We start from the raw sequence: 13,809 nt of genomic DNA on the forward strand, positions 1-13,809 counted from the left end.
GGGTGCCGGGAGGTGACGCAGCGTTGAAGAGCGTGCTGAACATGCCGCGCTTCCTGCTGGACGACGCACGGGCGATGCGTGACCCCTATCCGGTCTACCGCCGCCTGCGCGACCACGGCCCGGTCTGCCGAGGCGGCCCGGGGCAGTGGGTCTTCCCTCGGTACGAGGAGGTCTCCGCGCTGCTGCGCGACCCGCGGCTGGGCCGGGAGTTCCCCGAGGAGTACCAGGAGATGTCGGTGGGCGCGGGACCGGCCAACGACTACCTGCGGCGCATCGTCGTCGACCGTGACCGGCCCGACCACACGCGGCTGCGCCGGCTGCTGGTCAAGTCGCTGAGCCCCGCGATGGTCCGCGGCATGCGCGAACCCGTCGGCCGGCTCGTGGACGGGCTGCTGGACCGGTTCGCGGACGAGGGCCGCTTCGACCTCGTCCGGGACCTGGCCGTGCCCGTACCGATGATGGTGATGAGCGAGCTGCTCGACATCCCCCGCCCCGACCGTGCCGACATCGCCCGCCTGTCCACCTCGCTGGCCCAGGCGTTCGCGGTCTTCATCCCGGAGGACAAGCGCCGAGAGGCGCACAGTGCCGTGGTCGAGCTGCGGGAGTACATGGTCGGACTCCTGCGCGAGCGCAGGCGCCGGCCGGGCGAGGACCTGCTGTCGCGGATGATCACCGCGGTCAGGGAGGGCGAGGAGCCGCTGACCGACGAGGAGATCATCGACAACGCGCTGTTCGTCTACTACGCCGGCTTCGAGACGACGACCAACGCGATCGCCACCGGCGGCGACCTTTTCCTCCGGCAGCCGCACACGCAGCGGCAGTTGCGCGCCGACCCGGGCATCGTCGGCAGTGCGGTGGAGGAGTTCCTGCGCTACGACGCGCCGATCCACGCGACCACCCGGATGGCCGTCGAGCCCGTCGAGGTCGCCGGCCTGACGATCCGCAAGGGGCGGGTGGTGGTGCTGCTGCTGGCCTCCGCCAACCACGACGAGCGGGTGTTCCGCGACCCGGCCCGCGCCGACCTGACCAGGTCGCCGAACGCGCACCTGAGCTTCGGCGGCGGGGTGCACCTGTGCCTCGGCGCGGCGCTGGCGCGGGTCGAGGGCGCGGTGGTCTTCGAGCGGCTGGTCACCCGCTTCGCGGACATCGAGTCCGCCGGTGAGGGCCTGTGGGAGCCCAGCGAGGGCGGCTTCCGGTTCCCCTACTGGGCCCACCGCGGCATGCCGGTCGCGGTGCGCCCCGCCTGACCCGGGCGGGGCAGCGAGCCCACCGGTGCGGCGATCGCGGTCACCACGACGCCGGGACCGGCCGCCCAGCGCCCCCGCAGAGCCGGGAAGCCGGTGGTGGCGGCGTCGAAGTCCGCGTCGGTCCGGCGCACCCGCCGGGCACCGCCCGCCACCGGCCGCACCGTGAACCACCCGCGGTGCCGGCCGCCTTCGAGGACGGCCTCGGCGTCGTCGAAGCCCAGCCAGCACCCCATCGCGGGATACCAGACCTTGTAGTACGACTCCTTGGCACTGAAGAGGAGCCGGCACCACGGCACGTCCGGCTCCGCCGCCGCCAGCGCGTCCAGGTGGGCCCGCTCGGCCGCCGAGGCCACCTGGGCCAGCACCCGGGCGGGCAGCGGGGCGCGCGGTTCCGCGTCGATGCCCAGCCCGTCGGCGTCACGGGTCCGCGCCACCGCCGCCGCCCGGTAGCCGGGGCAGTGCGTCAGGGAGCCGACCGTCCCGGCCGGCCAACGGGGCGCCCCGCCGGCACCGCGCGCCAGCGGTACGGGTGCTTCGCCCAGCTCGGCCAGGCAGGCGCGCGCCAGCCGCCGCACGGTCGCGTACTCGGCCCGCCGTCGCGCCGACGCGCCCGCCACCTGCCGCAGTTCGGGCTCGAAGAGGCCGGGGCCGGTCAGCTCGCCGCCGCTCGACCGGGCCGCCGTGCCGGCCGGCAGCAGCGCGCGGATCAACCGGCCGCCACCGCGGCCCGCAGCGCGACCTTGTCGATCTTCCCGACCGGGGTCCGCGGCAGCACCGGCAGCTCGCGGACCTCGTCGGGCAGCTTGAACGCGGCCAGCCCCCGGCCGGCCAGATACCGCTTGATCTCCACCAGCGAAGGCGCCCGCCCGGCGCCGCCGCCCGGTACCACGAACGCCAGCACGGCCTCGCCGAGTTCGGGGTCCGGGCGGGCCACCACCGCGGCGTCCTCGATGGCCTCGTGCCCGCGCAGGTGCCCCTCCACCTCGTCCGCCGACACCTTCTCGCCGCCCCGGTTGATCACGTCCTTGGCGCGGCCGACGACGACCAGGTTGCCCTCGGGCGTGAGCCTGGCCAGATCGCCGGTGCGGAAGAAGCCGTCCGGCGTGAACGAGGTCGCGTTCGCCTCGGGCGCGTTCCAGTAGCCCTTGATCGTGTACGGCCCGCGAGTCACCAGCTCGCCCACCGCGCCGGCCGGCACCTCGCGCAACTCCTCGTCGACCAGGCGCAGTTCGTCGAGTTCGGACAGCGGCCGGCCCTCGGTCGCGTGCACCACCTCGTCCGGATCGTCGAGGCGGGTGTAGGTGAGCAGCCCCTCGCCGATGCCGAACCAGTTGGAGATCCGGCAGCCGAGCGCGGACTGCGTGCGGCCCGCGGCCTGCTCGTCGAACTTGGAACTGCCCACCTGAAGTACCACCGACTTCATGTCCACCGGGCGGACAGCGGCGGCACGGGACCACAGTGCCGCGAGAGCGGGCACCACCGTGGTGTGGGTGACCCCCTCCTTGCCGATCAGCGGGAACACCTCGTCGGGGGAGGGGCTCGCGGCCAGGACGGCCTTGCCGCCCACCAGCAGCGCGCCGAGCACGCCCGGGCATCCCAGCGCGGCGTTGTGCGCCGCCGGGTTCGCGGCCAGGTAGACGCTGTCGGCACCGAACTCCAGGGCCTCGGCGCAGGCGGCGATGTTGAAGACGTAGTCGTCGTGCGTACGCGGGATCAGCTTGGGCTTGCCCGTACTGCCACCGCTGAGCAGCAGGAACGCGACACCGGACGGATCGACGCGGGGGAGCGGTCCGGCTCCGGCGCCCTGGGCGCGAATCCGCTCCAGCGGGGTGAACTCCTCACCGTCGCCGGCCACGACCACCGTCCGCACCCCGGGGAGGGCCGCCGCGTGGCGGGCGAGGGTGCGGTAGTCGAAGCCCTGGAAGCGGTCCGTGGTGACGTAGCCGACCGCGCCGGACGCCTCGATCAGGTGCCGCACCTCGTTCGTGCGGTGCCCGGGCAGCGCGAACACCGGGATGATGCCGGCGCGGAACATCCCGACCGTCACGGTGAGGAACTCCACGACGTTCGGCAGCTGGACCATGACCCGGTCCCCGGGGTTCACCCCCCGGGCCAGGAGCCCGCGGGCGATCTCGTCCGCCTCGGCGCGCACTTGACCGTGGGTCACCCGGCGCCTGCGGTCCACGGCGGCCGTCCGGTCGGGAGTGGTCCCGGCCGCGGCGGTCAGCGCGTCGCCCAGCGGGACCCCCCGCCAGATCCCGGCGGCCCGGTAGCGGGCGGCGTCCTCGTCGCTCCACGGCGTGAACTCATCCATGGGCGCCAGTGTTCCGGCCCGCCCGGCCGGGACGCCCGGGACGAACAGAGCCGTGAAAGAGACGACGGCCCTCCCCGCGATCGCTCCTAGTGTCACCAGCGTCGCCGAGGAGACGCCGGCCCCCAGGGGCGCCCCACGAAGGAGTGGCAGATGAGCCGACCCCCCACGCTCCGAGCCCGCACGGACGTGCCCCGCACGCTCGGCTGGCTCGACGCGCCCCGCCACGACACCGGGGTCGAGATGTTCGACGAGGTCTCCCACACCTACCGGCCCTACCCGGACATCGCCGCGGCGGCCCTCCGGATCTCGGGAGGGCTGATCGCGGAGGGCGTGCCGCGCGGGGCGGTCGTGCCGCTGCTCTGCTCCACCGGGCCCGACCTGATCGCCGCCTTCTACGGCGTGCAGGCCGCCGGCTGCGTGGTGAGCGTGCTGGCGCCGCCCACCCGGGTGTCCGGGGAGGCCGGCCGCGCGCACACCCGTGCCGTCGTCGCCGCCGTGGACGCCGGCGCGGTGGTGGTGGAGGCCGCCCACCGCGACCACCTCGTGGAGGTACTCGCCGAGGCCGGGCCGCGCACCCGGGTGCTGCTCCTGGAAGAGCTCGCCGAGGCCGCGCCCGGCCGTCGCGCCACGGACGAACGCGCCCTGGTCCAGTTCACGTCGGGCAGCTCCGGACGGCCCCGCGGGGTGCGGATCAGCCACGCCGCACTCGACGCGAACACCGCCGCGATCCGAGCCTGGGAGCAGGCCGGCCCCGACGACTCCTGGTGCTCGTGGCTGCCGATGCACCACGACATGGGACTGATCGGCTGCCTGGTGGTGCCGGTCTCGGGCAACAACCGGCTGGCCGTGTGCAGGCCCGAGACCTTCCTCCGGCACCCGATGGCCTACGTCACGCGTTTCGACGCCAACCGGGTCGCCCAGCCCGCCACGATCACCGCCACCCCGGCGTTCGGACTGCGGCGGATCGTGGACAAGATCGGCCACGCCGACCTGGCGGGCGCGGACCTGTCCCGCACCCGGGCCGTGATCGTCGCGGCCGAACGCGTCGACCCCGCGGTCGTGGACCGCTTCACCGAACTGATGCGGCCCCACGGGCTGGCACCCACCGCCCTCACCACCGCCTACGGCCTCGCCGAGAGCACGCTCGCCGTCACGGGAGTCCCGGTCGACCGGACCCCGCGCGCGGTCCGCGTGCACCGGGACGACCTGCGGGTGGGAGCGAGGGTCCGGCTGCTCGCCGAGACCCCGGAGCACGAAGGCACCGGCGACAGCGTGCAGGTGATCAGCTGCGGAAGTGCCCTGGAGGGCCTGTCGGTTCAGGTGGTCGACGACGACGGGCGGCCGCTGCCCGAGGGCCACGCCGGCGAACTGGTGGTCACCGGCACCTCACTGGCCGACGGCTACCTCGCGGCGGCCCCCGGCCGGGGCACCGCCTTCGAGGACGGCCGGCTCCTCACCCGCGACGTCGCCTTCGAGCTGGGCGGCGAGTTCTACGTGCTGGGACGGCTCGGCGACAGCGTCAAGGTCCACGCCCGCTCCCTCTTCGCCGAGGACGTCGAGCTGATGCTCGGACAGGCCGGACTCGACCTCAGCCGGGTCTGTGTCGTGCTGGGCGAGGCCGGCGGCCGAGCGCACGCCGTGGCCGTACTGGAGGACCTCGGCCCGCGCGCCGCGGAGGTGGCCGAGGACGTGCTCGCCGCCGCCTGCCCCGGCACCCGCCGACGCGTGGCCCGGGTGCCGCGCGGCGCGATCCCGCGCACCAGCAGCGGCAAGAGCCGCCGCCCGCAGCTGTGGCAGCACCTCCGCCGGGAGCACCTCCTCGACCAGGTGCCCGCCACGACCGACACCCCCGCCTGACCGGGCCGGAGAACAGGAGACCCCATGCCCTACTCCAGTGAAGAGGTGCGCGAGACCGTGCTCGCGATCATCGAGCAACTCGCCCCCGAACGGGAGCGGTTCGAAGCGGGCAAGGACATGCGGCTGGTCGAGGACCTCGGTTTCCACTCCCTCGCCCTGCTGGAGATGGCCTTCGCGATCGAGGACGACTTCGACCTGCCGCCCATCGACGAGAAGACGGGCCGCTCCATTCAGACCACGGAACAGGTCCTCGCCTACGTCCTGAGCCAGGTGGAGGTCAGGACACCGTCGTGACCGCGCCCACCGACCGAGCACGACGCCACGAAGGAGCCACGATGACCGAGGCGATCTCCCTCTCGGACCTCACCAAGCGATTCGGTGACCAGACCGCACTGGACCGGGTGTGCTTGCGGATACCGGCCGGGACCGTGGTGGGCCTGCTCGGCCCGAACGGCGCCGGCAAGACCACCCTGATCAACTGCCTGACCACGCTGCTCCAGCCCGACGGCGGCAGCGTCCGCGTCCTCGGCCACGACCCGGAGACCGAACCCTCCCTGGTGCGCGCCAACATCGCCGTCACCGGGCAGTTCGCCGCCCTGGACGAGCAGATCAGCCCACGCGAGAACCTGGTGTTCTTCGGCCGGCTGCTGGGACTGAGCCGCGGCGAGGCGCAAGGGCGGGCGGGGGAGATGCTGGAGCGCTTCGAGCTGGCGGAGGCCGCCCACACCCCGGTGGGATACCTCTCCGGCGGCATGCGCCGGCGCCTCGACCTCGCGGTCAGTCTCGTGGTCCCCCGGCCGGTGCTGGTGCTCGACGAACCGACCACGGGCCTCGACCCGCGCAGCCGCAAGCTCCTGTGGGACATGGTCAGGGCCGAGGCCCGCCGCGGGGTGGCCGTCCTGCTCACCACCCAGTACCTGGACGAGGCCGACCAGCTCGCCGACCGCATCGTCGTCATCGACAAGGGCCGGGTGCTCGCGGACGGCTCCTCGGACGAACTCAAGCGCGACGTCGGCGGCATCATGTGCCGGCTCACCCTGACCGGCGGCGCCGACCCCGACGTGGTCCGCCACGCACTGCGCGACCTGCCCGGTGCGGTGGCCGAGGGCGACAAGGTCACCGTACCGATGTCCCACCCGGAGGAGGTCGCCGCCGTGATCGGCCGGCTCGACGGCACGGGACTGCGGATCGCCGACATCGAGGTCACGCGGCCGACCCTCGACGAGGTGTTCTTCGCGCTCACCGAGCCGCTGGAGCGGGAGGCCACCCGATGAGCACCGCGTCCGACGTCACGGGCGTGCCCGCCGCACCCGTCCCGGGCCGCCCGGCCGGCTGGCAGCACGACTTCCACGTGCTCTTCGACCGGCTGCGCACCCGCTCGTTCTCGCGCGCCGGCCTGATCGCCACCGTGGTGCAACCGCTCCTCTTCTTCGCCATCTTCTACTGCACCTTCGCGCGGATGCTGGACGAACAGGGCATCGGCTTCGGCCGGTTCGTGACCCCCACCGTGCTGGTGCAGGCGCTGATGTTCGTGGCCATCGGCAGCGCCACCGAACTGGCCGCCGACCGCTCCAGCGGCGTCTTCACCCGCCTGCTCACCAGCCCGGTCGACATGCGCGCGATGAGTCTGGCGCACCTGGGCGTGGTGGCGCTCCAGGGCCTGCTGTCGACCGTCGTGATCGCGCTCGCCGGGCACCTGGCCGGCTTCCGCTTCGACCAGGGTGTGCTCGCCGCGCTGGCGTTCGTCGTGTTCGCCGTGGCGTTCACCGTGGCACTGTCGCTGGCCACGGCCACCATCGCGCTGCGCCTGCGCAACCTGGAGGCGCTCAGCGCGGTGCTGCACCTGCCGTACCTGCCCCTGCTGGTGCTCTCCACCGGCTTCGTCGAGGCCGACCTCTTCCCCGGCTGGCTCCAGCCGATCGTCTCGGCCTCGCCCGTGTCCGGGGTGATCGACGCGCTGCGCGCCCTCTCGACCACCGAGCCGACCTGGGGTGCCGTCCTGCCCGGACTCGCCTGGCTGGTGGCCCTGCTCGCCCTCTTCTCGTGGACCACGACCGCCGCGTTCAGGAAGGTGGCCGTCCGATGACCGTGCAGTCGCCGGGGCCGGTCGCACCCACCGCGCCGCCGTCCCCCTCACCCGAGCCGGCCACCCTCACCGTCGCCTGCGCCGTCATCGCCGGCCGGGTGGTCCGCCAGTTCGTCCGCAACCGGATGATGCTCATCGTCACCGTCGCGTTTCCGCTGCTTCAGCTCTTCATGCTGCTGGCCGCGTTCAACGTGCTCGTACGCGACACCCAGGACGTCGACTACGTGCAGCGGCTGGCTCCGCTGATCGTGCTCACCACGGCGTTCTCCTCGATCCTCACCACCGCGATCGCCCTGTGGAGCGACATCCGCAGCGGGGTGTTCAACCGGCTGCGCGCGATGCCGCTGGACATGCGCGCCTACGTGTTCGGCCGGATCGGCGGGGACTTCGTACGGATCATGGGGGTCGCCGTACTGGTGACCCTGATCGCCCACACCGTCGGCTTCCGGTTCTCCCGAGGACCGCTCGCCGTCCTCGGCTTCTTCGGGATCGTGGCGCTGTTCGGGATGATGTGCAGCGCGCTGGCCGTCGCCGTCGCGCTCGTCGCCCAGCACCCGGGCATCATCGTGCGCTACGTGCAGATGCCCACCCTCGTGCTGACCCTGATGTCCAGCGGTTACGTGCCCCTGGAGGCCTTCCCTCACTGGATCCGGCCCGCGGTGAGCGCCAACCCGGTCTCGCTGGCCTCCGACGCACTGGCGTCCCTGGCCCGGGAGGGGGCGCTGACGGTGCCGGTGCTCGGTACCGCGGCCTGGGCCCTCGGCGTCACGGCCGTGTGCACCGTCGTCGCCACCCGCCGCTTCGCGACGCTCGTGAAGCGGGGCTGACCGTGGCGGACATCGTCGTGCTGGGCGCCGGGGTGGCCGGCCTCGGCCTCGCGGCGTTCGCCGCCCGCCGCGGCCACCGGGTGACGCTCGTCGAGCGGGACGGCCCGCCACCGGAGGGCGGTGCGCACGCCGAGGTGGCCGGCTGGGAACGGCGCGGTGTGCCGCACGCCCGCCAGGGGCACGCCCTGCTGGGGCTCGGCATCGGCGTGCTGCGCGAGGAGTGCCCCGAGGTGCTGGCGGACCTGACCGGCCGCGGCGCGGTGCCCGTGACGCTGGAGACGGGGAACGGCGATCTCGGCCTGCTGTGCCGGCGGCTCGTCTTCGAGGCCGCCCTCAGGCGTCGGGCCGCCGCCGATCCGGCGGTCACGCTGTTGCGTGACCGGGCCACCGGCCTGCTCTGTGCCGGGGCGCCGGACGGCATCCCCCACGTGGACGGCGTCCGCCTCGCGGAGACCGGTGAGGTGACCGCCGACGTGGTGCTGGACGCGACCGGCCGCAGATCCGCCGCGGCGGCCTGGCTGACCGCGATCGGAGGCGCCCCTCCCCGCGAGCGGGCCCAGGCGTGCGGCTTCTCCTACATCGCCCAGGAGTTCGCGCTGAGGGAGGGCGGGCGGTTCCCGTCCCTGCGGGCGCCGGTGGTGCACGAACTCGACTTCGCCACGGTGCTGGCCTTCCCCGGTGACAACGGCCGCTTCCACCTGTCCACGACGGTGTCCTCCCACGACCCCGCGCGAAGGAGACTGCTCGACCGCGCGGTCTACCTCCGCTTCCTGGCCAGCGTGGCTCCGGTGCGGGACTGGCTCGACGGGGCGACCCCGGTCGGCGACCCCCTGCCGATGGCCGGCCTGGAGAACCGCTACCGGTCGCTGACGGCTGGCGGCGCCCCACTGGTCACCGGCTACGCCCTGGTGGGCGACGCGTGCGCCCAGACCAACCCCACCTTCGGCCGCGGCGTCTCGCTCGGCCTGGCCCACGCCCGGACCGTCGCCGACCAACTCGGCCGGCTTGGACAGGAGCCGGCCGCCTGGGCCCTGGAGACCCACGCGTCCACCGACCGGTGCCTGGGGCAGTGGTTCGAGCAGCAGGTCGCCACCGACGCCGCCCGCCTCGCCGAACTCGCCGGCGGTTCGCACGACGACTCGCTGACCTCCCGCGTCCTCACCGCCCTGGCCGTCCTGCGCGAGGACGACGAGCACGTCCGCGTCGCCGCCGAGCGCGTCTACCACATGCTGCTCACCCCCGCGGAGCTGATGAGGGACCGCAAGGTGGCCCGCCGCGTGCTCGCGTTCGTGCGCGAACACCCCGACCTGAGCCGCGACCGCGTCGGACCCAGTCGTCAGGACTTCGAGCGCCTGCTCACCGGCTGAGCGCCCACAGAAGGGAACACCATGAAAGTCACCCTGCCCACGGACGTCACGCTGAGCTACGACTTCTACGGGCCCGAGGACGGGCCGGTGGTCGTGCTCGTGCCCGGCCAGCACCAGGCGTCCCTGTTCGAGACCATGCAGGTGCCGCAGCTGACGAAGGCCGGCTACCGGGTCGTCACCTTCGACCTGCGCGGAGTGCATCCCTCGGAGGAGACCCCTCCGCCGTACACGGTGGAACTGCTCGGACAGGACCTCGCCGCGCTCAACGAGGCCCTGGAGCTCGGCCCTTGCACCTACATCGGCTACTCGGTGGGCGCGATGATCCTGCTGGAGCTCGCGATGAAGCGCCCCGACCTGATCGAGCGGGCCGCGCTCATCGGGGTGCCGTGGAAGCCCGGCAAGCTGCAACAGGCCATCCAGGCCGAGGCGGTGGACCGGCTCAAGAACGGCCACAAGGTCCCGGCCCTGCTGGAGGGCACCTTCCGCGCGATGTACCTCTTCGGGCCGCGCGCGCTCAATCGCGACCAGTTCATCGCGCCCTATCTCGACGGACTGGCGGGCCTCGCGGAGTCGGGCGGTCACGGCGCCATCGGCCATGCCGAGGCGAGCACCGCCTTCCGGCCCTCCGACGAGGAAGTGGCCCGGGTCCGCGTGCCGTTGCTCGTCGTCGGGATGGAGCACGACATCGTCGCGCCCCGGCACCTGTCGCGGGAGCTGGCGGACCTGATCCCCACCGCCGAGTACACCGAGATCCGCAACTGCGGCCACGCCTCCCTGCTGGAGAAGCCCACCGAGGTCAACGCGCTGGTCGCCGACTACCTGCGCTCGGGCAAGGTCGGCGTCCCGCGCGGCTCGCGCCGGCCCTCCGAGGACGGGCCCCAGGAGCCCTGACCGCCGGTCGCGTCCGTACGGTTCCCGGTCTCCTTGTCCGGCGCCGGGAACCGTACGGACGCCACCGGTCGTTCACCGCGGGCGCGGCGTGAGCCGGTACAGCCGGTGGAACGGGTGCCCCACGTCGATCACCCGGGTCTCCAGGCCCGCCTCGGCGGCGTACGCGCGCACGGTGTCCGGGCGCATCACCGTGCCGGTGGCCGCGCTCGGTGTCCGGCTCATCCCGACCGGCAGGCAGTGCAGCACGCTGACGGCGTAGTGGAAGCGTTCGCTGTCCGGGGCGGCCGGCGTGAACCGCTCTCCGACGGACGGCTCCATCAGCAGCACCGTCCCGCCGGGAGCCAGCAGCCGGCGGCAGGCCCGGAGCACGTCGACGGGTGCGGACATGTCGTGCAGCGCGTCGAACACGCAGACCAGGGTGTGCCCGGCCGGTTCGGCTCCGCCGGCGTCACCGGTGCTGAAGCGCACCCGCTCGGACAGCTGCTCTCCGGGACCGGCCGCGGCGAGGTTCGCCTCGGCGTCCCGGATCGACGCCTCGTCCAGGTCGATCCCGTGCACCAGCGCGTCGGGGAACATCCGGGCCAGCGCCAGGGTGGACAGTCCGGAGCCGCAGGCCACGTCGGCGATGCTGCTTCCGGGCACGCGCAACCGGGCGTCGACGTCGGGCAGATGCCGGCTGATCCAGCCCGGCAGATGGTGCTCGAAGACCCCGCGGTTCAGGCCCGCCTGGCCACCGCGCAGGGCGTCCCCGTAGGCCGCGTAGGGCAGTCCTCGGCGCTCGCGGTAGGCCTCCACCAGCTGCGGCAGCACGGCGGCCATGCCGCCGACGGGCATCACCACCAGCGGTGCGATCCAGTTCGGGCTTTCGGCGTCGAGCAGGGCCTCGGCGTGGGCCGGAGGCAGGGTGAACCGCCGTGCCTCCGGTGCGGCTCCGGGCGCGTCGACGGTCAGGACACCGGCGCAGGTCTGCTGTTCCAGCCACTCCCGGACCATCCGGGGGTCGAGACCGCTCTCCTCGGCCACCCGCGCGGCCGTGGCGGGGCCGGTGCGGCGCAGTGCCGCGTACAGCCCCAGTTCCAGGCCCAGGAAGCAGGTCATCAGTTCGGCCGAGGCGAGCCCGGCGCCGAAGAGGCGTACGGAGAAGGCCTGCGCGGACTCGGAGGATTCGTCGGCGGGCCCGCCCCGCTGTCCGGGCAGCGTGCCGGAACCGGAACGGGGAGCCGCGGAGCGGGCTCCGGGAGGGGTGTGACGGAATGCGGGGGACACGGCGGTCAGAGGTGGGCGAGGACGTTGACGACGTTGCCGTCGGCGTCCCGGTAGAAGAAGCGGCGGACGCCCCACTCCTCGTCCGCCGGGCCGTACACGATCTCCAGGCCGGCGGCGCGGGCTCCCGCCAGTGCCGCGTCCAGGTCCTCCACCTCGATGGAGGCCGAGGGGTTCACCGGCCCGGTGGGGTCCTTGGTGATCAGGCTGACCTGCACGGAGTGGTCCGTGGGCGGGGCGAGGGTGGCGATCCAGCCGTGATTCATGATCACCTCCATCCCGGTGACCCTGATGTGGGCGGCTACTGCGGATTCGAGATCACTGACCGTGAGCAGCGGCATCGCGCGGAGTGCAGACATGTGCGCCAGCGTAACCAGCACTCCCCGCGCGCCGAGGCGCCTTTCCACCCTCTTTCACCCCCGCGTCGGGCGCTGTCCCGCGGCCGTACGTTCGGTCTCCATCGGCCCCCTCGCACGAGCCCGACGCGCCGGCCGAACCCGCCAACCGCATGAGGAGGACTGACGTGGGACTCGTCACCGCGACCGGTAAGGCCATCCCGGAATCCAAGCTCGCGGAGCTGAGTGAGGCGATCAGGGGCCGGACCATCACCGCACAGGACGCCGACTACGACGAGCGCAAGCAGATCTGGAACGGCTACTTCCAGAAGAACCCCGGGGCGATCGTGCAGGTCGACGGCGCCTCCGACGTCGTCAAGGTGGTCGACTTCGCGCGCGAGAACGGCATCGAGCTGGCGATCAAGGGCGGCGGGCACTGCTTCGCCGGCACCGGCACCGTCGAGGGCGGACTGCTGCTGGACACCTCGCGGCTGCGCGGCATCCGGGTGGACCCCGCGAAGCGCCGGCTGACCGTCCAGCCGGGACTCGAACAGGGCGACGTGGACGCCGAGACGACCAGCTTCGGCCTGGCCGTCACCGGCTCCCAGGAGTCGTACATCGGCATCGGCGGTCTCACCCTCGGCGGCGGCCTCGGCTGGCTCGCCCGCTACCGCGGCCTGCTCGTGGACAACCTGGTCTCCGCCGACCTCGTGCTCGCCGACGGTCGACTGGTGACCACCACCGAGCAGGACCACCCCGACCTCTTCTGGGCGATCCGCGGGGGCGGCGGCAACTTCGGCGTGGCCACCCGCTTCGAGTTCGACCTCCACCCGCAGGGCGACTGCATGGCGGGCCTGCTCGCCTTCCCCATCGACCAGACGGTCCAAGTGGCCCGGCGGCTCGACGAGTTCAACCGGAGCGCCCCCGACGAGCTGACCACCTCCTTCGCCTTCCTCACCGCCCCGGGCGGCGAGCCGGCGATCGGCCTGGGCTTCGTGCACGCGGCTCCCGACGACTCCACCGAGAGCCTCATCGGGCAGATGCGCGGGCTGGGCACCGGCGCGCTGCTGGACCACTGCGGGGCGATGCCCTACGTGGCGGTGCAGCGGATGCTCGACGAGAACACCGTCGCCGGCCACCGGTACTACCCGCGTTCCTTCCTCCTGCCGGAACTGCGCGACGAGCCGCTGCAAATCCTGGCCGACGGGTTCGTCAACGCCCCCTCCGAACGGAGCCTGGTCGGCGGTGGCCTGATGGGCGGAGTGATGTCGAACGTGCCCGCGGCGCAGACCCCGTTCCTGCACCGCGAGGGCTACCTGACCAGCATCCTCACCTCCTGGACCGACCCGGCCAAGGACCAGGAGGCGGTCGAGTGGACCGAGAAGGTCTACGCGGAACTGCTGCCGTACACCACCGGCGCGGTCTACGCCAACCACCTCGGGGCCGACTCCGCGGAGCGGATCGAGGACGCCTACGGCTCCAACTACGAGCGGCTGACCCGGATCAAGGCCGCCTACGACCCCGACAACTTCTTCCACACCAACAACAACATCAAGCCCGCGAGCTGAAGGCCGCCGGCGGTCCCGGGCGGGTGCCCGTCCCCCGGGGCCGCCGGCCCGGCG

General features: G+C 73.2%; 13 protein-coding genes. 9 read left to right on the forward strand and 4 right to left on the reverse strand.

What is annotated here, in order from left to right; translation table 11 throughout:
- The first annotated feature begins 32 nt into the window (after window positions 1–32).
- On the forward strand, window positions 33–1,247 hold the full coding sequence (locus ACZ4VA_RS13480) for a cytochrome P450 (RefSeq protein WP_355782076.1): 1,215 nt from the start codon (window positions 33–35) through the stop codon (window positions 1,245–1,247).
- Here the strand turns inward: ACZ4VA_RS13480 and ACZ4VA_RS13485 are convergent.
- Both ACZ4VA_RS13485 and ACZ4VA_RS13490 read right to left on the reverse strand, forming a co-directional pair.
- Window positions 1,202–1,957 carry a 4'-phosphopantetheinyl transferase family protein gene (locus tag ACZ4VA_RS13485; RefSeq protein WP_356164543.1) on the reverse strand — a complete coding sequence of 252 codons (756 nt, stop codon included), beginning with the start codon at window positions 1,955–1,957 and terminating at the stop codon, window positions 1,202–1,204. The genes ACZ4VA_RS13480 and ACZ4VA_RS13485 overlap by 46 nt on opposite strands.
- Window positions 1,954–3,561, reverse strand: a complete 1,608-nt coding sequence (locus ACZ4VA_RS13490; protein WP_356238654.1) for a (2,3-dihydroxybenzoyl)adenylate synthase — start codon at window positions 3,559–3,561, stop codon at window positions 1,954–1,956. Before ACZ4VA_RS13490 ends, ACZ4VA_RS13485 begins: the two co-directional genes overlap by 4 nt.
- A 150-nt stretch (window positions 3,562–3,711) precedes the next feature.
- On the opposite strand from ACZ4VA_RS13490, the gene ACZ4VA_RS13495 reads away from it, so the two are divergent.
- Genes ACZ4VA_RS13495 through ACZ4VA_RS13525 form a run of 7 tightly spaced genes read left to right on the forward strand, consistent with a single transcriptional unit; the run spans window position 3,712 to window position 10,589 of the window.
- Window positions 3,712–5,418 (forward strand): AMP-binding protein, encoded by a 1,707-nt coding sequence (locus ACZ4VA_RS13495; protein ID WP_389389121.1) that lies wholly within the window; start codon window positions 3,712–3,714, stop codon window positions 5,416–5,418.
- A 24-nt stretch (window positions 5,419–5,442) separates the two neighbouring features.
- Window positions 5,443–5,712, forward strand: a complete 270-nt coding sequence (locus tag ACZ4VA_RS13500) for an acyl carrier protein (protein ID WP_355793514.1) — start codon at window positions 5,443–5,445, stop codon at window positions 5,710–5,712.
- Between the two features lie 41 nt (window positions 5,713–5,753).
- Window positions 5,754–6,692, forward strand: a complete 939-nt coding sequence (locus tag ACZ4VA_RS13505) for an ATP-binding cassette domain-containing protein (protein WP_468081286.1) — start codon at window positions 5,754–5,756, stop codon at window positions 6,690–6,692.
- Window positions 6,689–7,504, forward strand: coding sequence for an ABC transporter permease (locus ACZ4VA_RS13510; RefSeq protein ID WP_356238646.1), 816 nt, complete (start codon window positions 6,689–6,691; stop codon window positions 7,502–7,504). The genes ACZ4VA_RS13505 and ACZ4VA_RS13510 overlap by 4 nt, the downstream gene beginning before the upstream one ends.
- Window positions 7,501–8,331, forward strand: a complete 831-nt coding sequence (locus tag ACZ4VA_RS13515) for an ABC transporter permease (RefSeq protein WP_355793508.1) — start codon at window positions 7,501–7,503, stop codon at window positions 8,329–8,331. Before ACZ4VA_RS13510 ends, ACZ4VA_RS13515 begins: the two co-directional genes overlap by 4 nt.
- Window positions 8,332–8,333: 2 nt before the next feature.
- Window positions 8,334–9,698 carry an FAD-dependent oxidoreductase gene (locus tag ACZ4VA_RS13520; protein WP_356164532.1) on the forward strand — a complete coding sequence of 455 codons (1,365 nt, stop codon included), beginning with the start codon at window positions 8,334–8,336 and terminating at the stop codon, window positions 9,696–9,698.
- 21 nt (window positions 9,699–9,719) lie between these two features.
- The gene (locus ACZ4VA_RS13525) at window positions 9,720–10,589 is read left to right on the forward strand and encodes an alpha/beta fold hydrolase (RefSeq protein ID WP_356164530.1); all 870 of its coding nucleotides are present in this window, start codon (window positions 9,720–9,722) and stop codon (window positions 10,587–10,589) included.
- Between the two features lie 72 nt (window positions 10,590–10,661).
- Here ACZ4VA_RS13525 and ACZ4VA_RS13530 read toward each other — a convergent pair whose 3' ends face one another.
- Complete coding sequence (locus ACZ4VA_RS13530; RefSeq protein ID WP_468081290.1) at window positions 10,662–11,855, reverse strand: class I SAM-dependent methyltransferase; 1,194 nt, start codon at window positions 11,853–11,855, stop codon at window positions 10,662–10,664.
- A 5-nt stretch (window positions 11,856–11,860) separates the two neighbouring features.
- Window positions 11,861–12,193 (reverse strand): VOC family protein, encoded by a 333-nt coding sequence (locus tag ACZ4VA_RS13535; RefSeq protein WP_355793407.1) that lies wholly within the window; start codon window positions 12,191–12,193, stop codon window positions 11,861–11,863.
- A gap of 182 nt (window positions 12,194–12,375) precedes the next feature.
- On the opposite strand from ACZ4VA_RS13535, the gene ACZ4VA_RS13540 reads away from it, so the two are divergent.
- The gene (locus ACZ4VA_RS13540) at window positions 12,376–13,755 is read left to right on the forward strand and encodes an FAD-binding oxidoreductase (protein ID WP_355793403.1); all 1,380 of its coding nucleotides are present in this window, start codon (window positions 12,376–12,378) and stop codon (window positions 13,753–13,755) included.
- Window positions 13,756–13,809 lie beyond the last annotated feature (54 nt).

This window comes from Streptomyces sp. NPDC028308 (assembly GCF_055565855.1).

Coding starts and splice junctions, on each gene's coding strand:
- ACZ4VA_RS13535 (WP_355793407.1), bottom strand. CDS start 12,193: ATGCCGCTGCTCACGGTCAGTGATCTCGAATCCGCAGTAGCCGCCCAC.
- ACZ4VA_RS13495 (WP_389389121.1), top strand. CDS start 3,712: ATGAGCCGACCCCCCACGCTCCGAGCCCGCACGGACGTGCCCCGCACG.
- ACZ4VA_RS13510 (WP_356238646.1), top strand. CDS start 6,689: ATGAGCACCGCGTCCGACGTCACGGGCGTGCCCGCCGCACCCGTCCCG.
- ACZ4VA_RS13515 (WP_355793508.1), top strand. CDS start 7,501: ATGACCGTGCAGTCGCCGGGGCCGGTCGCACCCACCGCGCCGCCGTCC.
- ACZ4VA_RS13490 (WP_356238654.1), bottom strand. CDS start 3,561: ATGGATGAGTTCACGCCGTGGAGCGACGAGGACGCCGCCCGCTACCGG.
- ACZ4VA_RS13505 (WP_468081286.1), top strand. CDS start 5,754: ATGACCGAGGCGATCTCCCTCTCGGACCTCACCAAGCGATTCGGTGAC.
- ACZ4VA_RS13500 (WP_355793514.1), top strand. CDS start 5,443: ATGCCCTACTCCAGTGAAGAGGTGCGCGAGACCGTGCTCGCGATCATC.
- ACZ4VA_RS13525 (WP_356164530.1), top strand. CDS start 9,720: ATGAAAGTCACCCTGCCCACGGACGTCACGCTGAGCTACGACTTCTAC.